Source organism: Streptomyces sp. NPDC020747 (assembly GCF_044334695.1).
Taxonomy (GTDB): Bacteria; Actinomycetota; Actinomycetes; order Streptomycetales; family Streptomycetaceae; genus Streptomyces.
Window position 1 is genome coordinate 40,017 of sequence record NZ_JBIRTJ010000001.1, and the last position, 17,895, is coordinate 57,911.

At 71.3% G+C, this 17,895-nt stretch carries 16 protein-coding genes; 4 read left to right on the forward strand and 12 right to left on the reverse strand.

Annotation, left to right across the window (positions count from 1 at the left end):
* Positions 1-100: 100 nt before the first annotated feature.
* A complete protein-coding gene (locus tag ACH4YP_RS00145; protein WP_361065922.1) occupies positions 101-1,609 on the forward strand; it encodes an MFS transporter in 1,509 nt (502 codons plus the stop codon).
* Positions 1,610-1,685: 76 nt separating this feature from the next.
* On the opposite strand, the gene ACH4YP_RS00150 is transcribed toward ACH4YP_RS00145, so the two are convergent.
* The 5 genes from ACH4YP_RS00150 to ACH4YP_RS00170 form a co-directional block, all read right to left on the reverse strand.
* Positions 1,686-2,990: an MFS transporter gene (locus ACH4YP_RS00150; protein ID WP_361065924.1), complete on the reverse strand. Its 1,305-nt coding sequence runs from the start codon at positions 2,988-2,990 to the stop codon at positions 1,686-1,688.
* On the reverse strand, positions 2,990-4,936 hold the full coding sequence (locus ACH4YP_RS00155; protein WP_398489419.1) for an ABC transporter permease subunit: 1,947 nt from the start codon (positions 4,934-4,936) through the stop codon (positions 2,990-2,992). Before ACH4YP_RS00155 ends, ACH4YP_RS00150 begins: the two co-directional genes overlap by 1 nt.
* 30 nt (positions 4,937-4,966) lie before the next feature.
* On the reverse strand, positions 4,967-6,463 hold the full coding sequence (locus ACH4YP_RS00160; protein ID WP_398488632.1) for an ABC transporter substrate-binding protein: 1,497 nt from the start codon (positions 6,461-6,463) through the stop codon (positions 4,967-4,969).
* A gap of 162 nt (positions 6,464-6,625) precedes the next feature.
* Entirely contained in the window at positions 6,626-7,159 is a 534-nt protein-coding gene (locus tag ACH4YP_RS00165) for a GNAT family N-acetyltransferase (RefSeq protein WP_398488633.1), read from the reverse strand.
* Positions 7,160-7,175: 16 nt separating this feature from the next.
* On the reverse strand, positions 7,176-7,673 hold the full coding sequence (locus ACH4YP_RS00170; RefSeq protein WP_361065932.1) for a hypothetical protein: 498 nt from the start codon (positions 7,671-7,673) through the stop codon (positions 7,176-7,178).
* A gap of 302 nt (positions 7,674-7,975) precedes the next feature.
* Here ACH4YP_RS00170 and ACH4YP_RS00175 point away from each other — a divergent pair, with 302 nt between their 5' ends.
* Entirely contained in the window at positions 7,976-8,413 is a 438-nt protein-coding gene (locus ACH4YP_RS00175; protein WP_361065935.1) for an STAS domain-containing protein, read from the forward strand.
* Here the strand turns inward: ACH4YP_RS00175 and ACH4YP_RS00180 are convergent.
* From ACH4YP_RS00180 to ACH4YP_RS00205, 6 genes are all read right to left on the reverse strand, one after another.
* Positions 8,334-10,310, reverse strand: a complete 1,977-nt coding sequence (locus ACH4YP_RS00180) for a DUF2264 domain-containing protein (RefSeq protein ID WP_398488634.1) — start codon at positions 10,308-10,310, stop codon at positions 8,334-8,336. The genes ACH4YP_RS00175 and ACH4YP_RS00180 overlap by 80 nt on opposite strands.
* Positions 10,311-10,328: 18 nt before the next feature.
* A complete protein-coding gene (locus tag ACH4YP_RS00185; RefSeq protein ID WP_398488636.1) occupies positions 10,329-11,438 on the reverse strand; it encodes a LacI family DNA-binding transcriptional regulator in 1,110 nt (369 codons plus the stop codon).
* Positions 11,439-11,477: 39 nt separating this feature from the next.
* Complete coding sequence (locus ACH4YP_RS00190; protein ID WP_361065942.1) at positions 11,478-13,136, reverse strand: extracellular solute-binding protein; 1,659 nt, start codon at positions 13,134-13,136, stop codon at positions 11,478-11,480.
* Positions 13,137-13,169: 33 nt separating this feature from the next.
* On the reverse strand, positions 13,170-14,057 hold the full coding sequence (locus tag ACH4YP_RS00195) for a carbohydrate ABC transporter permease (protein WP_361065945.1): 888 nt from the start codon (positions 14,055-14,057) through the stop codon (positions 13,170-13,172).
* Positions 14,054-14,908 carry an ABC transporter permease subunit gene (locus tag ACH4YP_RS00200; protein WP_361065948.1) on the reverse strand — a complete coding sequence of 285 codons (855 nt, stop codon included), beginning with the start codon at positions 14,906-14,908 and terminating at the stop codon, positions 14,054-14,056. The genes ACH4YP_RS00195 and ACH4YP_RS00200 overlap by 4 nt, the downstream gene beginning before the upstream one ends.
* A gap of 267 nt (positions 14,909-15,175) precedes the next feature.
* Positions 15,176-15,892, reverse strand: a complete 717-nt coding sequence (locus tag ACH4YP_RS00205) for a MerR family transcriptional regulator (RefSeq protein ID WP_398488637.1) — start codon at positions 15,890-15,892, stop codon at positions 15,176-15,178.
* Positions 15,893-16,058: 166 nt separating this feature from the next.
* Between ACH4YP_RS00205 and ACH4YP_RS00210 the strand changes: the two genes are divergently transcribed.
* Entirely contained in the window at positions 16,059-16,250 is a 192-nt protein-coding gene (locus tag ACH4YP_RS00210; protein WP_200394314.1) for a hypothetical protein, read from the forward strand.
* Positions 16,251-16,443: 193 nt separating this feature from the next.
* Here ACH4YP_RS00210 and ACH4YP_RS00215 read toward each other — a convergent pair whose 3' ends face one another.
* On the reverse strand, positions 16,444-16,875 hold the full coding sequence (locus ACH4YP_RS00215; protein ID WP_398488638.1) for a protease inhibitor: 432 nt from the start codon (positions 16,873-16,875) through the stop codon (positions 16,444-16,446).
* A 307-nt stretch (positions 16,876-17,182) separates the two neighbouring features.
* On the opposite strand from ACH4YP_RS00215, the gene ACH4YP_RS00220 reads away from it, so the two are divergent.
* Complete coding sequence (locus tag ACH4YP_RS00220; protein ID WP_398488639.1) at positions 17,183-17,755, forward strand: hypothetical protein; 573 nt, start codon at positions 17,183-17,185, stop codon at positions 17,753-17,755.
* Positions 17,756-17,895 lie beyond the last annotated feature (140 nt).

Genomic DNA, 17,895 nt, shown 5'->3' on the forward strand with positions numbered 1-17,895 from the left:
TTTGCCGTTTCGATAAAAGTGGTCTAATCTCAATGCGTACGAAACAGTTTCGTTTACGTACGCGTCATGTCGAGCGAACTTTCCCTGGAGTGGTGCTCCGATGTCCCAGACCGAGACTCTTTCCGAAGGTGCCCGTAAGGGCACACCAGATACGGTGGGCGCGTCGTCGTCGGCGAAGCGGTGGTGGATCCTCTCGATCATCGCGATAGCCCAGCTGATGGTGGTGCTGGACGCGACCATCGTGAACATCGCTCTGCCGTCGGCCCAGGCGGACCTCGGCTTCTCCGACGGCAACCGCCAGTGGATCGTCACCGCGTACGCGCTGGCCTTCGCCTCACTGCTGCTGCTCGGCGGCCGGCTGGCCGACCTCTTCGGGCGCAAGCCCGTGTTCCTCATCGGTGTCGCGGGATTCGCCGGGGCCTCGGTGCTCGGCGGCGCGGCGAACAGCTTCGGAATGCTGGTCAGCGCGCGAGCCCTCCAGGGTGTCTTCGCCGCACTCCTCGCGCCCGCCGCGCTCTCGCTCCTGAACACGACGTTCACCGACGCCAAGGAGCGCGCCAAGGCGTTCAGCGTGTACGGCGCCATCGCCGGTGCGGGCGGTGCGCTCGGACTGATGCTCGGTGGTGTGCTGACGGACGCGCTGGACTGGCGCTGGACCCTGTACGTGAACATCATCTTCGCCGTGGTCGCCCTCGTCGGCGGCTGGATGCTGCTGAGCAACCACCGTGACGCCGCGAGCTCCAAGCTGGACCTGCCGGGCGCGCTGCTGGTCTCCTCCGGTCTTTTCGCCCTCGTCTACGGCTTCTCCAACGCCGAGACGCACGACTGGAGTTCGCCCCAGACCTGGGGCTTCCTGATCGCGGGCGGGCTGCTCCTGACGGTGTTCGCCTGGTGGCAGACCCGTGCCGCGCACCCGCTGCTGCCGATGCGCGTCCTGCTCGACCGCAGCCGCGGAGCCTCGTTCCTCGCCGTGCTCGTGACCGGTGCGGGCATGTTCGGGGTCTTCCTCTTCCTGACCTACTACCTGCAGCTGAACCTCGGCTTCAGCCCGACCAGGACCGGTGTGGCCTTCCTGCCGATGATGGCGGCCCTGATGGTCATGGCCCAGGTCTCCACCACGATGCTGGTGCCGCGCATCGGGCCGAAGGTCGTCATGCCGGCGGGCTTCGCGATCGCCGCGGTCGGCATGGCCTGGCTGACCGGTATCGGGCTCGACTCCAGCTACTCGACCGACGTGCTGCCTCAGCTGCTCCTGATCGGCGTGGGACTCGGCATGGTGATGCCGCCCGCGATGTCGCTGGCCACGAGCGGGATCGCGGCGGAGGACGCCGGTGTCGCCTCCGCGACGGTCAACGCGATGCAGCAGGTGGGCGGTTCCATCGGCACCGCCCTGCTCAACACGCTCGCCGCGAGCGCCGCGACCGGCTACCTGTCCGGCAAGAACGCGACCGACAAGCTGGTTCAGGCCCAGTCGACGATCGAGAGCTACACCACCGCCTTCTGGTGGTCCGCGGGCTTCTTCGCGGTGGGCGCGGTGATCGCGTTCCTCCTCTACCACCGTGGGGTACCCGAGCAGGACGCGGAAGCCGCGCCGGTCGTCCACATGTGACCCACCGAAAGCCGAGGGGCCGCCGTCTGCAGGGAGACGGCGGCCCCTCTTTCATGCCGGCCCTCGGGTCACCGGCTCAGGCCGGTCGTGCCGTCGGCTCGGCGCGGTGGTGGCGGGGCAGCAGGGCGACCGCCGCCACCGGGAGCGCGGCAAGCACCAGCCAGGGCACGGCCGGGGGCAGTCCCGTGTCCAGGAGAGAACCGGTGGCCGCGCTGCCGACCAGGACGATCAGGCCGGAGACCGAGGACAGCGCGCCGGTGTAGAGGCCGAGCCTGCCGTCGTCGGCGAGGTCGGGCACCCAGGCCCGGGCGGCGGGCGCGACGAGCATCTGGCCGAGGGTGAGCAGGACGACGTAACCGGCGGCGGGCAGGAGCCCCACGGTTCCCGTCCACGCGGCGGGCCTGGCCACGGCGACCACCGCGAACCCGGCCGCGATGAGCAGCAACCCCGCGGCCATGGACCGGCGCAGGTCGAGCCGGTCCCCCGCCCAGCGCGTGAGAGGCAGCTGGGCCGTCACCACCAGCAGCGAGGAGAGCGCGAACAGCCAGGCCAGCGGCGCCTGCGAGCCCGCCACACGCTCCACCTCTACGGGCAGGAGCTGGTACAGCTGGTTGTACGCCAGCAGATAGGCGCCGTACGCGCAGCACAGCGCGAGGAAGCCGCGGTTGCGCACCAGCCGCCGGACGCCACCACGGCTCCGCACATGGGCCCGGCCGGGGATGTGCTGCGGCAGCAGCCGCGCGTGCCCGGCCAGGACGAGTACGAAAACTCCGGCACCGGCGATACAGACCGCGCGGAAGTCAACGGCCAGCAGCAGCGCGCCGATGAACGGGCCGAGGAACGCGCCAGCCTGGCCCGCCACGGTGAACAGGGCGAGTACGTGGGTGCGCGGGCCCTGCCCCGCCTCCTCCCGGCACACCGCCTGCCGGGCCACCTCCGACTCGACGGCCGGCGAGAACAGCGCGGCGGCGAAGCCGATCAGGAGTACGGCTCCGACGACGGCCCAGCTCTCCTCCGCGAAACCGAGCCAGCCGAATCCGGCGATCCGCAGCACACACCCGGCGAGCACCACCGGCCGTACGCCGTACCGGTCCGCCAGCGCCCCGCCCACCACGAACAGCCCCTGCTGGCTGAAGGTCCGCAGCCCCAGTACCAGGCCGACCATCCAGCCCGCCATGCCGATGGCCGTGCCCAGGTGCTCCGCGAGGAACGGCAGCACCGCGTAGAACCCGATGTTGAACGCGAGCTGGGTGAGGATGAGGAGCCGGAGCAGCGGAGGGAGCGCGGCGAAGGTCCGCAGCGAGGAAAGGACTCTTCGGCGGGGGCGGTCGGTGGGTGTGCTGCTACCGGGCGCGGCCTGCGGGGGCGATGACTCAGACATCAGGCATCACGCTTCCGGGCCGGCTCGGCCGCGGTGTCGGCCGATCCGGTCAGGCCCGCCTCGCGTGTCCCCACACTCACCAGGTCGACCCCCGCCGACTCCCGGTCCTCCGCTCGCACCCCACGTCGGGGCGCCGTCTCGATCCCGTCGGCGCCTCGGCGTCGCACGTGCCGCAGCCCCGGCCACCGCACCCCGCCACCGCCCGTGACGGCCACCGCTCCCAGCAGGGCGAGGGCGGTGGCGGGTGCCAGTACCGCCCACGGGGCCCGTTCGGCGTACGGCTGGTTCTCGGAGAGGAGCAGGCCCCACTCCGGGGACGGCGGCTGTGCGCCGAGGCCGAGGAAACCGAGGGCGGCGAGGGCGAGGGCGACGCCCGGCAGGCGCAGCAGTGCGTGGCGTACGACCGGAGGCAGGACGGCCGGGAGGAGTTCGCGCCGCAGCAGTTGGAACGGGCCCGCGCCCAGGCCCCGGGTGGCCGTCAAGTGCGTGGTGGCGCGCTCCTGTTGGAGCAGTGCCGAGGTGTGGGCCGCGAGCGGTGCCCAGGCGACGGCGGTCACCGCGAGGGCCGGGGTCGAGGGGCCGCTGCCCGCGACGCCCGTGACCAGGAGGGCCGCGAGGACCGGCGGTACGGCGTTGACCGTGTCGACCAGCGGCCCGGAGAACCGTGGGAGCAGGCCCAGCAGAACGCCGAGTACGAGCGCCGCCGCGCTGACGGCGAGGGCCAGGGCCAGGGTGCTCAGCGCGCCATGGCCGACCCGTGCCAGCACATCGCGCCCGAGGCCGTCCGTGCCGAACGGGTGTGCCCAGGAAGGGGATTGGAGCCGGGCGGTGGTGTCAAGGCGCAGCGGATCCCGGGCAAGGCCCAGTGCGACGACCGCAAGGAGCAGCCCGCCGTACAGCAGGGGCAGGGTCGTGGGCCGGGACGGTGTCGGTCGGTGCAGCGAGGAGAGCGCGCCGTCGCGCAGGGCCGGGCCGATCAGGAGCCGTGCCGTGAGCCGGGTGAGGCCTCCGGCGACCGCCGCCAGCAGGACGAGGGCGAGGGTGCCCGCCTGGAGGACGGGCAGGTCCTGGGCCACCGCGGCCTGGAGGGTCAGCCGTCCGAGCCCGGGGATGTCGAAGACCTGCTCCACGGCGACCGCGCCGCCGGTCAGACCGACGACGAACAGACCGAAGTTCGGGAGGAGTCCGGGCACGCAGCGGCGCAGTGCCTGCCGGGCGATGCTCCGGCCCGGAACTCCGCGGGCGGCGGCCGCCAGCGCCCACTGCTCGGCGAACGCGCCCGGCAGCAGGTCGTCGAGCATCCGCCCGAGCAGCGCGCCCGCGGGCAGGCCGAGCGAGAGCGCGGGCAGCACCATCCACTGGGGCCCGTACCAGCCGAGCGCGGGCAGCCAGCCGAGTTGCACCCCGACGACGGCGGCGAGCACCGAGGCGGTCAGGAAGTCGGGCAGCGTGGACAGGAGCGCCGATCCGGTGCCCGCCGAGCGCCGGCCGTCGAGCCGCCGCCCCACGGCGAACCGTCGCGTCCCCCGCCCCACAGCGATCCGCGGAGTCCGGTGTCCCGCACCGAGCCGCAGCGTCCGCGCGCACACCACCCCCGCCGTGAGCACCGCGACGGCCAGCGATCCGCCCATCAGCAGGAGCGAGACCCCGAGCGCCTGGAGCACCGACGGGGTGACCTCCGCGCCGGAGATCCACGACCGGCCCGCGTCACCGTGCAGCAGCCCGCCGAACCAGTCACCGAGCAGCCTCGACGGCCCGGCGTCCAGGCCGAGTTGAGCGCGGATCGCGTCCAGCACCTCAGGCGTCGGCGCGCGTTCGGCGGACCGTGCCTTGAGCACGGTGAGCGCCGGGTCCGTGCGGGACAGCCAGGGCAGCAGCCCCACACCGCACAGCAGGGTGGCGACCAGGGCGGCTCGCCAGAGCAGTACTGGCGCCCCGCCGCGCACGACGGCCTTGAGCACGTACGCCGCCGCCCGTCAGCGCCGCGTGCCGACGCCGACGAGGCCGCGCTCGTACGGGTCGAGCAGCACGCCGCTGACCGCCGCGCCGACGCCGGTGATGATCCGCTGGTGGACCAGCGGCACGACGGCGTCCGTACCGAGAACGGCCGCTTCGGCGGTCATCGCCGCGTCCTGCCGCTTCGCGGTGTCGGTGACCGTCTCGGCCTCGGCGACGGCCTTGTCGACCTTCTTGTCGCACAGCAGCGCCAGGTTGTAACTGCCCTTGCAGGTGTAGTCGCTGGCGAGGATGGAGACGGGGTCGCCGGTGTCGAGCATGGTGTTGCGGGCGGACACGAACGCGTCGAACTTCCCGGCCAGCGCGTCGCTTTCGAGCCGTGAGTACTCGCGCACCTCCAGTTTCACCTCGAAGCCTGCCTTCTCCAGCTGCTGCTTGAGCACCTGGGCGACCTCCGGCAGTTCGGGCCGGTTGTCGTACGTGGCCACGGTGACCGGCGTGCCGTCGGGGGCTGCCGCCTCGGCCCTCCCGGTCGGCTTGACTCGCTTGTCGGCCGCCCAGGTCAGGGCGGGTCCGTAGATGCCGGCGCCGGGGTCGGCGTGCCCTTCGTAGACGCCCCTCGCGAGGTCGGAGGTGTCGACCGCCTCGCGGGCGGCGGCCCGCGCCTTCGGGTCCTTGAAGGCACCCTTCTCGGTGTTGAGCAGCAGGCTCGTGGTGCGGGTGGTGGCGGTCTCGCGGCGGGCCACCTCGTCGAGGGAGGTCGCCTGCGAGACCGGCACGGCCTCGGCGATGTCGGCGCCGCCGGTGCGCAGCGCGTTCGTACGGGCCGTGCCGTCGGCTATGAACCTCGCGTCGACGCCGGATGCCTGGGCACGCCCGCCCCAGTAGTCGTCGAAGCGGTCCAGGGTGGCCGCGGTGGTGCCGGTGACCTTGGTGAGTTCGAAGGGTCCTGTGGCGGTGCCGACCGGGCTGACGGCGTCCTTCTCCGTGTACGCCTTGGAGGAGAGGACCACCAGGCCGGGGCTCGACAGGCGCAACGGCAGCGCGGGGTCGGGCTCGGCGGTGCTGACCCGTACGCGTCGCTCGCCCGCGGCCTCGGCGGTGAGCTCGACGCCGGACAGCGCGGCGGTGACGGGCTCGGCGCCCGCGGCGCGGGTGAGGGCCGTGGCGACGGCCTTCGGGGTGACCTCGCTGCCGTCCTGGAAGGCCGCGTCCCGCAGGGTGAACAGCCAGCTGCGGTCGTTCTCACGGCTCCACGACTCGGCGAGCGCGGGCGCGGCGGCACCGTTCGCGTCGAGGCGGGTCAGGCCCTCGGTGACGCCGAGCCGGCTGAGGAGCGTGGCGTCGGCACCGTACGGGTTGAAGTTCTCGGCGGGCGGGAAGGCCAGCGCGACCTTGAGCCGGGAGCCGCCGCCGCCGGAGGGCTCCTCCCCGCCCTCGGAGGCGAAGCAGCCGGTGAGCAGAGGGGCGAGCAGCAGGCCGGCGACGAACCGGCGACGGCGCGGCAGGGAGCGCATGATCTCTTTCTTGGTGGGGGGAGATTCGTGACTCGTGGTGACGTGATGCGTGGGGAATGGTTTCTTCGCGCGGTACGGGCCGTGCGGGCAGTACCCCGCGCAGCAGGTCCGTCGGAGCAGCGAGGCTGTCAGGGCAACGGGTCCGTCGGGGCAACGGGTCCGTCAGGGCAGCGGGACTTCGAAGTGCACGATCCGTTGCCCGCCGCCGGGTTCCTCGCGCTCGTCGAGGACGACCTTGCCGAGGGAGCGCCAGAACGCCTCGGCGCCGGGTACCGCCGGGTCGGTGTGCAGATAGACGGCGCGGTAGCCGCCGTCCGCCGCCGCGAAGTCGAGGAGTTCGCCGACCAGCCGCCGGGCCAGGCCCTGTCGCCGGTGATCGGCGCGCGTGTACACGCGGCGCAGCTGGGCGGTGTCCCCGGAGGGGTAGCGCTCGGCGAGATGGCGCGGGTTGGGCGGATGGACCGGGCCCCGGGAGTCGATCGCGGCGGTCGCGGCCACCGTGCCGTCCCGCTCGTCGACCGCGACCAGCAGGGTGTGCCGGTCGGGTGCGAGGTAGAAGGAGCCCAGCTCGATGATGTCGCGGTGCCAGCGCGGTACGTACCCGGTGCCGAAGTCCCGGTAGACGGTGTCGAGCATCACGGACCGCGCGCCGTCGAGGTCGTCGGGGGTCGCCGTTCTTATGCAGTAGTCGCGCACCTGCACATCATATGCATTAAGGCTGGGCGGGGCCGTCCGGGGTGTGGTCGCCATGCCCGTCGGAGGTGGCGTCCACTCGCCACCACGAGCCCCGCCACACGACCCAGACATGGCCGTCCGGCCCGTGGTGCACCTTTAGTCCGTCGACGACGGCGAGCAGCGGCAGGTTCTTGGCGCCGACCTGGTCGCAGGAGTCCAGCGAGACCTTGACGTCATCCGTGGCCGCGACCGTGATGCCCTCGGGGTCCGCGGTGAGCACGATCCGGCAGGTGTCGGCGGCGCTGCGCGCCAGCAGGCACTTGCTCGCGGAGCGGCCGGCGTCGAGGACCGGGGTGACGAAGGACAGCGGGGCGTCGATCACCCGCGTCACCGCCACGGCGGCCTCCTCCGCGGCGAACTCGCCGTCCGCGCGGGAGAAATGGGCGGTGAACTCCATCTCCCGCACCGGTTCCATGAGCCCGCACTCGGTCAGCAGTGGCGGCCCGCCCGACGGAGTGCGTACCGGCGTTCCCACCGCCAACCCTCCCTGGTCAGACAGTTCATGGTCAGTCATACGAACACGGCTCGTGAGCGATAGCGCGGACGACGGGCAAAGATGTGGCCCCGTACCGGGGCAGCACGGCGACCCTACGTCCGCGACATCCCCTTGCACAGGGCATGTTGAGTAAACACAAAGACCAAAAGTCAACCGTTCCGGCTGAAATTCACCAGGTCGAGTGAACTAGATCTTGCGGGCGGTGCGGCATGGATGGTTCCGCCGCGGTCGGGGTAGCTACCGAGATCAAATACGCCCTCCCCCGCAGAGGCGGAGCCGACATGTCGCCGGAATCCCATGACCAGGCCCCCGGGCTGCCCGAGTGCGGCCCGGCGGAGCCCGAAGTCCCCACGGCGAGTCCCTACGCCCACAGCTACGCGAGCGGCGGGTTCACCGTCGTCGAGGTGCTGGGCGAGATCGACATGGCGACGGCCGGCGCCCTGGTCGAGCATCTGGACGCCGTGACCGCCGGCCCGGCGCCCCAGGTCCTGGTCGACCTCCGCCGGGTCGCCTTCTTCGACTGCTCAGGGCTGCGCGTGCTCTGCCGGGCGGACCGCCGGGCGAAGGAGCGGGGCGGTTCCCTCCGGCTCGTCTCCGACCAGCCCCGCATCCACCGGCTGTTACGCGCCTCGGGGCTCCTCAGCCGCTTCCCGCCCCTGCCGGCACTTCCTCCTCCGTCCCGTCCGGAAAGCGCACCACCACCGCTCCCTCCGGGGTGACACGTGTAGCGGCCCGTGCCCGCAGCGCCTCGGGGTCGCAGGGCCGCGCCGGGTCGGCGCCCAGTACGACCAGCGTGACCAGGAGATGCGGGCGGCCCGGGTGGGCGGACAGCCGCAGGCAGGGGGTGGCGGAGTACTCGCCGTAGGCGTTGGCGCCACGGACCTGTGCGACGGCGCCCGGCGACAACCCGTCGGCCCCTGGCCCCTCCCACCCGTACAGCGCCACGACCGCGCTCGTGAGACCGTCCGCCTCGCGGCGTGCCAGCGCCCAGCCGGGCCCCGCGGCCCCGGTCAACGGCCCGCTGCCGTCGGCCAGGGCCCACCCCCCTTCGCGTACGACGGCTCCCGGCGGCCCCTCGACGCGGTGGACCCGCACCTCCCAGGGGCCGTGGACCACGCTGGTCGTCTCGATGCGGTGCCCCTCGCCGGAGCCCGGCAGGACCGCCCGGTGCCAGGACGCCGCACGACGGCTCTCCGTGCCAAGGGGATGGATCCGGCCGCGACTGGAGGCCGCCGTCCCGTCCGCCGTGAGCAGGGCGATGTGGCTGTCGGGCCCGGTCGCGGGACCGTCCGCCGGGGTGTCGGGCGCCGTGGCGGTGGAATAGGCGAACTTCGCGTAGTGCGGGCTGTCCTCGGCCTCGGCCGGCGGCGGTGGCAGGCGGTCGCTGCCGTGGTTGACGAGTCGTACGATCCCGTCGGCGGCCGTCGAGTGGAGGAGCCAGCCGGGAGCGGGCAGCGCCAGACACGCGTCCGCCGTGTCCACCGGGCCCGGTTCCTCGGGAGCCGTCCAGACGGGATGCTCGGCGGGGAGCAGCAGGCCGAGGAACGCCTTGCTCGCCCAGTACGGGGAGGCGGGACCCGAGTACCGCTGGGTGACGGGGAGGAAGGGCCGGTACCAGCCCAGGCTCAGCAGTCCCCGTTCGTCGGGCACCCCGTGCTCGGTGAAGTGCTTGAGGGCGCCGGACGCCAGACGGCGGGTGCGTCCGGGCGGCAGCGGGGTCGCGTCGGCGAGCGCTCCGGCCCACAGCGGGGCGGCCGTCGCGTAGCGGTAGGTGAGGGAGCGGCCCTGGTGGACGGGTGCGCCGTCCGAGCCGAAGAAGTACTGGTGCGTGCCCAGGAACGCGCGCAGACGGGCCCGGTGGATCTCCGTCAGTGCGGGGTCCGCACGGGGGCCTGCGATGCGGGCCCAGAGGATCGGGTACAGGTGCAGGGCCCAGCCGTTGTAGTAGTCGAACTTGCGGCCGTCGCCGTCGGTGTACCAGCCGTCGCCCCGGTACCAGTCCTCCAGCCGCGCCAGGCCGCCGTCGATCTCGGCGCGGCTGTGCGGAGCGCCCACGGAGGCGAGGAACTCCTCGGTGACGACCTGGAAGAGCCGCCAGTTGGAGTCGTTGGCCCGGGCGCCGACGAAGCCGCCGAGCCACGCGGCCACCCGCTGGCGTACCGCGTCGTCGAGCCGGTCCCAGATCCACGGTCTGGTCTCGTGCAGGGCGATCGCGATCGAGGCGGCCTCGACCATGGGCTGGGCCCGGTCGGCGATGGGCGGCCACCGCTCGGCGCCCTCCGGGTCGGTACCGGCCGTCAGTCCCGCCGCGTACCGCTCGATCAGCCCCTGCGGTACGCGCCCGCCGGAGCCCGCGATGCGGCAGGCGGCGAGCAGGAACGACCTGGCGTACCCCTCCAGGCCGTCGGACCAGGATCCGGCGTGGCCGGGCCGGCCGGGCAGCCGGTACTGGGCCAACTTCCTTGACGCGTAAGGGAGCAGGCCGTCCAGGAGCTGGTCGGCCATCGCCTCCCAGTGTGCGCGGGTCCAGCCGGTGACAGGTGAGCGTACGGGGTCGGGGGGCGGTAGGAAGGACGGGTGCGTCGGGTCGGTGAGCGACACGTGCGGCGCGGTCATACGGGGGTGGGTCCTCCGTCAGTGGGGGCGCCCCGGTGGGGGCGGCTGGACGCTGTCTCGTACGACGATGTGGGTGCCTAGCAGATGGTGGGCGCCCGCCGCGTGCTCGGGGTCGCGCAGGGCGATGCGTACGGCGGCCCGGCCGAGTTCCTCGGCGGGGGTGCGCACGGTGGTGAGCGGTGGGTTGAAGTCCTCGGCGAGCGGGATGTCGTTGTAGCCGACGACGGAGATGTCGTGGGGCACGCGCAGCCCGGCTTCGGTGATGGCCCGCAGGGCTCCGGCGGCGACCATGTCGTCCCCGGCGAAGACGGCCGTGAAGTCCGGTGTCTCCGTGCGGAGTTGGGCCGTAGCCGTCTCCTTGAGGAGTTGGGTCATCGCGCGGTGGCCCGCCGCCCGGCCGAGGCCGCAGTCGACGACGTGGGCGGCCTCGGGCGGCAGGCCGTGCTCGGCGAGCGCCGCTCGGTAGCCGGCGACGCGCGCGTCGAGGGCCGTGTTGCCGGGCAGTCCGCCGAGGAACACGATCCCGCGGTGGCCCGCCGAGAGGAGATGGCCGGTGATGGCGTGGGCGCCGGCCTCGTTGTCGAACTCGACGACGAGCGCGGGGATGTCCGGGTCGGGCGCGGGCCGCCCGCACAGTACGAGGCGTGCGCCGGCCGAGTCGAGGGCGTGCGCGTAGTGCGCGACGCGCTCCCGGTAGGCGTCGTCCTCGACGACCCCGCCGACGAGGATGACCAGCCGGGCGCCCTCCTCGCGCATCAACTGCACGAATTCCAGCTCGCGTTGGGGGTCCCCGCCGGTGGTGCCGACCAGACACAGCCAGCCGCGGGAGGCCGCCTCGGCCTCGACGCCCTCGGCGACCTGCGCGTAGAAGGGGCTGGTGACCTGGCGCAGGACGACGGCGACCATCTTGCGGCCACCGCCGACCAGGGCACGGGCGTGCGCGTTGGCCACGTAGTCGAGGTCGCGGGAGGCGCGCAGCACACGGGCCCGGGTCGACGCGGGCACGGGGTGGTTGCCGCTGAGCACACGCGAGACGGTGGCCATGGACACGCCTGCCCGCTCGGCGACCTCGCGAATGGTGACGCGTCGCTTCGCCGTCGGCTCCGCCTCTGCCATGTCGTTGCCCATCTCCCCGTGTCTCCCCTCACAACCGCCCGGCCTGCCGCGTCAGTTGTTGGCGGCGTGGTCCTTGGCGAACTCCTCGGCCATTCTGTCGCCACCCCGCTGCCGCCAGGTCTTGACGGTGGCGTCCCATTCGGACAGCGGTGTGCGTCCCGCGATGATCCCGGTGGCGGTGTCCTTGAGGAGCGTTTCGAGGGTGGTGCCCTGGGCGGTGTACGTCCGGGACTGGAGCCCGTACGAGGCATTGCGGACCGCGTGCGGAACGGTCTTCACCTGCCAGGCGTGCAGCGCCTTCACCGCGTCGGGCATGCCGGGCACGAACAGCGCCTGCGGTCCCTCGGCGAGGTACTTCAGCGGCAGGTTGGTGTTGTTCTCGACCTGGCCGAGTGCGTTGGGCTCGGGCGAGCCGTCCGCGGCCCGGGTGAAGTGGGTGCCCTCCACGCCGTAGTGGACGAGTTCCCACTCCTTGCTGCCGAACGGAGCCGCGAGGTAGTCGAGGATGCGCAGCAGCAACTGCACGCGCTCCTTCTTGGCCTTCTTGACGACGGTGTAGCCGAACGAGCGGCGTGCCCCGACGATCCCGCCGGGCGTACCGCCCACGCTGTACGGAAGAGCGGGCGCGGGGGTGTACTCGCGGCCCTTCTCAAGGAACTTGGGGAGGTAGCCGCCGAATCCGTCCTGCAGTGAGCCGACCGTCCCGTTGTAGTAGAGGGCGATCATGTCGATCTGCGAGATGGACGTGGCGTCCGGGTGGTAGGAGCCCGCCTTGCGCAGTCCGAGCTGGAAGTCGAGCATCTGTTTGTACCGCTCGTCGGCCACGACCGGCAGGAACGTGCCGTCGTCCTTCACTGACCAGCCCCGGGCGTGCACACCGTGCGCCGCCGAGTGGAACCCGTCCCCGAACACGGATCCGACCGCGGCTCCCAGGGCGTACTTCTTACCGCCGGTCCCCTTCTTGGCGGCCGCCGCGAACTCCTGGTCGGTCCAGCCCTCCTTCATCCCTGCGTCCTCGAAGTACTCCTGGTTGAGCCAGAGGGTGGAGCCGGGCAGCGGGCGCTCCAGGGGAATGCCGTAGACGCGGCCGCCGATCCGGCCCATGTCGCGCCACGCGTGCGTCGGGATGTTCGCCAGGTTCGGATAGTCCTCGACCGCGTCCCCGGAGAGGAACGGCGTGAGGTCCTCGGCACGCCGCTGCACGAACTGGGCCTCGCGGGGCAGCGCGAACCCGGAGAAGATGTTGATGATGTCCGGGAGTTCACCCGGGTCGCCCGCCATCACGGTGGCCATCTTCTTCTGGTAGTCGGTCTGCGAGATGACCGTGTACTCGATCTTCACGCCGAGTGCCTTCTCCACGGCCTGCCAGAACTTGTTGGACGAGGCGGGCTTCGGCGGCGTACCGAAGGACACCGACATCACCTTGACGGTGGATCCGTCACCGGGTGTGCGGGAGACCGACCGCGCCAGGTCGGCCGGGTAGGAGGTGTAACCGGGCTGAACCCCCTCCGCGGTGGGCGCGAGATCCGGCTTCGGCCCCGCGAAGGCCTTGTAGGCGGGCCAAGGGGCAAGCTTCTTACCGGCGTTGGACACCCCGTCACCCCCCGACTCCGTGGAACAACCGGTCAGGCCGACCGGAGCGGCAATCGCGACGGCACCCACGGCGGCGGTACGCATCAGGGCACGACGGGACAGCGGTGTACTGGACATAGGTGTTCTCTCCCAGCTCTGGAGGAAAGGCGCTCAACTCTTGATGGCTCCTGTGAGCACACCCTTGGTGAAGTACTTCTGCAGGAACGGGTAGATCAGGAGAATCGGCACCGTGGCGATCACCAGCACGGCCATCTGCACGGTCTGCGGAGCGTTGACGGTGCCCTCACTGGTCGCGGCGTCCGTGAGCCCCGACCCGGCGACCACATAGGTACGCAGTACCTGTTGAAGCGGCCAGTGGTCGCTCTCCAGATACAGCGAGGCGTAGAACCAGGAGTTCCAGTACGCCACCGCGTAGAAGAGCCCGACGACGGCGAGCGCGGCCTTGGACAGCGGGAGCACGACGGACCACAGCACCCGCCAGTCGCCCGCCCCGTCCAGCCGCGCCGCCTCGTACAGCTCGTCGGGTATCGACTGGAAGAAGCCGCGCAGCACCACGAGGTTGAACACGTTGATCAGCACGGGGAAGACCAGCGACCCGTACGAGTCCAGCAGGCCCAGTTCCTTGACCAGCAGGAAGCTGGGGATCATGCCGGGCGGGAAGAGGAACGTGAACAGCACGAGGAGCAGCACGGGACGGCCGCCGAAGACGCCGGGGCGCGACAGGGCGTAGGCGAGTGTGATCGTGCAGAAGAGGCTGAACAGGGTGCCGACGACGGTGACGCCCGCGCTGACGCCGAGGGCATGGGTGACGATGCCGCCGTCGAGGATGTCTCGGTACGCCTTGAGGGTCGGCTCGGTGGGCCACAGCACCCAGCCGCCGTTGGCGACGACCTCCTCGGGCGAGGCGAGGGACGTCGAGAGGATCACCAGGAACGGCACACAGACCAGGAGGACGACGGCCACGAGCGCGACGGCCTTCGCCGCCTGGGTCAGGGGCCGGGGTTTCTCCATCCAGGCGGGACGGGCATGGGCGCTCACTTGTAGACCCCCTGTTCGCCGAGGCGATGGGCGACCTTGTTGGCCGCGTAGACGAGCAGGGCGCCGATCACGCCCTTGAACAGGCCCGCGGCGGCGGCGAATCCGTAGTCGCCGCCGACGATGCCCTGGTAGTAGACGAAGGTGTCGATGATCTCGGCGGCCTCCGGGCCGACCGCGTCGCGCTGGAGCAGCATCTGCTCGAACCCGACGGAGAGGATGTCGCCGAGCCGCATGATGAGCAGCAGCACGATCACCGGCCGGATCGCGGGCAGGGTGACGTGCCAGAAGCGCCGCCAGGGTCCGGCACCGTCGATGGCGGCGGCCTCGTACTGCTGCTCGTCGACCTGGGAGAGCGCGGCGAGGAAGATGATCGTGCCCCAGCCGGCGTCCTTCCAGATCACCTGAGCGACGGTGAGCGGTCTGAAGGCGTCGGGGTTGCCGATGATGTCGACGGTGCTCAGGCCCGCGTCGCCGAGGTAGCCGTTCACCAGCCCCGTGTCGCCGAGGACCTGCTGGAACAGGGCGACCACGATCACCCACGAGATGAAGTGCGGGAGATACGCCACCGACTGCACGAAGCGGCGGACGGTGGTCCAGGTCAGGGTGTGCAGGAGCAGGGCGAGGGCGAGCGGTACGGGGAAGTAGAAGACGATCTGGAGGACCGCGATCCAGAGGGTGTTGAGGACCGCGTCCCAGAACTCGGTGTCCTGGAACATCCGTTGGAAGTTGTCGAGGCCCACCCATGGACTGCCCCAGATGCCGTCGAAGGGCACGTAGTCCTTGAACGCGATGACGTTGCCGGCCAGGGCGCCGTAGTGGAACAGCAGGAAGTAGCCGAGCCCGGGGAGCATCAGCAGGAACAGCGCCCGGTTTCTCCGGCTCCCGCTCCTGCGGCTCTGAAAACCTTTTCTCCTTCTGAACGCACCGGTCGGACGACGGCGGGATGGGTTCACCGCCTCCGTACCTGCACGCTCCCGCACCACCGCGGCCACGGAGCCTCCTCGCCTCTGGCTGTTGGGTGAGGGGAAATTAAAACGTTTCCAATCCAGCGTCAACACTTCTGACACAGACCGGCAGTTGGGCGCGGTACGGGAAGCCCACCGACCTGCGGAGACCTCTTAAAACGTTTTCGTGAGCTCCTGGAGGTACGCGTGGAGAGCCGCCGAGCCCTTCAGCCGGCTCCGACTCCGCTGGTGCAACTCGCGCTCCCTGCCCGCCAGTTCGGCCCGTACGCGCTCGGGGCTGCCGGTGGTGCGGAGTTCGGCCAGGACCGACTCGATGATGGAGAACGGGTGGTGACCGCGCCTCAGCAGCGCCACGATCTGGGCCAGTCGCGCCTCCGACGCGGAGTAGAGACGGTATCCGGTGCCCCTCTCCCGCGTCGGCCGCAGCAGGCCGCGCGTCTCCCACAGGCGCAGTACGGGCGTCTGCACTCCGATGGCGTCGGCCACCTCACCGATGCGCATCCCGCCACGGTCCCGGTCCGGCGGCTCGACCTCGTGGGTGATCAGCGTGTCCAGCACCCGGATGACCTCGGCGAGTTCGGTGCGCTCCCGGTGGAGCTCGGCGTGGCTCTCGTCGAGTACGGCGAGTGCCGTCTCCAGGTCGCCGCCGTGCACGGCACGCATGATCGCGCCGGTCGTCGGCCAGCCGTGCCCGACGGCCAGCGCGCGGCCGGCCCTCAGCGCTTCGGCGTGTGCGGCCGTGAACAAGCGGTAACCGCCGTCCGTGCGCTCGACGGGCGGCAGGATGCCCGTCTCCACGTAGTTGCGGACCTGCTGCGTCGAGATGCCGGCCTCACGCGCGAGGTCGACGGCCCGCAGTCGGTCGCCCACTCCGCCTCCTCGGCCTGCCGCCTCACCATGATTTGAGGGTTACAGAGTAGGCCGTGGGCCTGGACCGGCACCAACTCGGATCAAGTCTCAAGAAGCACTTCAATGAAACGATTGAAGGAGAGCAGGCCGGAACAAGGCCGGGAATCAGGAAGAGGAGAGCCCCGCCATGAAGTTCGTTCTCGAAGTCGACATGGGTGACACCGCCTGGGAGGGGAACGCCGCGCGGGAGCTGGGGCGGATCCTGCGCTACTGGGGAGGGAACCTCCAGCACTACGAGCTGAAGCCGGGCGACGGTGCGGCCGTCTCCGACTCCGAGTACCGCGAGGTGGGTTCCTGGAGCATCACCGCTTCGGCGTGACGCCGAGATCGGCTCAGGCATGACGCCGAAGCCGTCCCGGCATGACGCCGGGGCCGGCGGAGACGGCCCCACTCCGTCTCCGCCGGCCCCTGTTGCGAGATCGCGTGGCACTCCGCGAGGGGACCCGCGCTCCCCATCCGCATCCGCGGGCCTCCGTCGTCGCACATCGGCGAACCGCGCGACCCCGGTCCTTTCAGAACGTGAAGACGGTCGACCCGTAGGCGTTCTTCACGCACTCGTTGGAGAAGGTGCGTTCGTAGGACACCCGCTTGCCCTGCCAGACGCCGTCGACCGTGACGACGACGGGATCGTATTCGCGGGTGCACATGGCTTCGGTTCTTCCTGGCAGGGTGCTGAAGTCCCCTCCGGACGCCCGGAGTTCGGCGCAGGCCGACGCCGCCGCCGGGTGGGTTCCCGAAGCGGTCGGCGCACAGGTCAGGGTGACCGCGCGTTCGGGGGCGGCGTCGGCCTTGATCTCGCCGTGGCCCATCGTGAGCACCAGGGAGGAGGGGGCATAGAGGGAGTTCGGCGAGGGGGTGGCGGCGAGCGCGGTCCCGGTGAGGGGTCCGCATACGGCGGTGGCCGTCAGCGTGATCGTCGCGGCCCAGCGCGCGGTGTTCGGCATTGTGTGCATCCTTCCGCTCGGTTGGCTGCCGCCGGCTCGGTCGAGTGCCGGTGCGGCGAGCGCGAGTCTGCCGAGTCCGCGACGGAAACACACGTCGACCCCACGCGTTTCAGTAACCTTGCGTATTGAATCAGTGGCGCGAAGTTACGGAATTCGAACGCGCAGACCCCGGAGTTGAGCGGACCCCGCGTCACCGAGTGGACACGCTGGCCGGATATGTACTGCTCAGCAATAGGCCTGAAACATTCCGCTTCCAGCCGAGCGCCGAACCCTTGCGCCCGCGCAGCAAGCGGGTAATTCTCATTACATGATTACAACCGAAGAGCACGAGAAACTGCGCGGCTGGTTCGCCGGCCGTCTGCCCGACGACCTCTTCGAGAGCCTCGGCGAGGTCACGGTCGACCGCGAGGAGATCACCGTCATCGGCCGCGTCCCCGAACCCCGGCTCACCGAGAGCGCCTCGGACGCCGAGCGGGAGGCGGCCGTCGGCTCCCGGATCCAGGAGTTCCGCGAGCGCACCCGCGACGCCCGGGTCGCCGTGGCCCGCGAGGCCGAGCACCGTTTCGGCAAGAAGGTCTCGTGGGGTGTGGAGTGCGGCGGTGAGCGAGCCCTGTTCACGCATGTCGCGGCGCCCGTGATGACCCGCCTGCGGCAGCCCCAGCGGCAGGTCCTCGACACCCTGATCGCCGCCGGGGTCGCCCGCAGCCGCAGCGACGCGCTCGCCTGGTGTGTCCGCCTCGTCGAACGCCACGCGGACGACTGGCTCACGGAGTTGCGGGACTCCCTTGAACACGTACAGCGGGTCCGCTCGCAGGGGCCCGACGCTCCGGGCCCCATTGCCGAGGACGCGGACCCCGAGGACACTCCGACCGACGGCTGACACCCGAGCCGATCCAGGAAACGACGTCAACGGGAGGACTCCATGCGCAGAGTGGTCCACAACCTCCGGGCACATCTGACCGTGCTCGCGCTGCTCGCCTGCGGATTCGCGGCTCTGGCACCCGTGAGCCACGGCCCGTG

What these genes read in the sequence shown, in the direction of transcription:
- ACH4YP_RS00145 (WP_361065922.1), top strand. Translation starts at nt 101, where the DNA reads ATGTCCCAGACCGAGACTCTTTCCGAAGGTGCCCGTAAGGGCACACCA.
- ACH4YP_RS00150 (WP_361065924.1), bottom strand. Translation starts at nt 2,990, where the DNA reads ATGTCTGAGTCATCGCCCCCGCAGGCCGCGCCCGGTAGCAGCACACCC.
- ACH4YP_RS00160 (WP_398488632.1), bottom strand. Translation starts at nt 6,463, where the DNA reads ATGCGCTCCCTGCCGCGCCGTCGCCGGTTCGTCGCCGGCCTGCTGCTC.
- ACH4YP_RS00175 (WP_361065935.1), top strand. Translation starts at nt 7,976, where the DNA reads ATGTCGCCGGAATCCCATGACCAGGCCCCCGGGCTGCCCGAGTGCGGC.
- ACH4YP_RS00180 (WP_398488634.1), bottom strand. Translation starts at nt 10,310, where the DNA reads ATGACCGCGCCGCACGTGTCGCTCACCGACCCGACGCACCCGTCCTTC.
- ACH4YP_RS00185 (WP_398488636.1), bottom strand. Translation starts at nt 11,438, where the DNA reads ATGGGCAACGACATGGCAGAGGCGGAGCCGACGGCGAAGCGACGCGTC.
- ACH4YP_RS00190 (WP_361065942.1), bottom strand. Translation starts at nt 13,136, where the DNA reads ATGTCCAGTACACCGCTGTCCCGTCGTGCCCTGATGCGTACCGCCGCC.
- ACH4YP_RS00200 (WP_361065948.1), bottom strand. Translation starts at nt 14,908, where the DNA reads ATGCTCCCCGGGCTCGGCTACTTCCTGCTGTTCCACTACGGCGCCCTG.
- ACH4YP_RS00210 (WP_200394314.1), top strand. Translation starts at nt 16,059, where the DNA reads ATGAAGTTCGTTCTCGAAGTCGACATGGGTGACACCGCCTGGGAGGGG.
- ACH4YP_RS00215 (WP_398488638.1), bottom strand. Translation starts at nt 16,875, where the DNA reads ATGCCGAACACCGCGCGCTGGGCCGCGACGATCACGCTGACGGCCACC.
- ACH4YP_RS00220 (WP_398488639.1), top strand. Translation starts at nt 17,183, where the DNA reads ATGATTACAACCGAAGAGCACGAGAAACTGCGCGGCTGGTTCGCCGGC.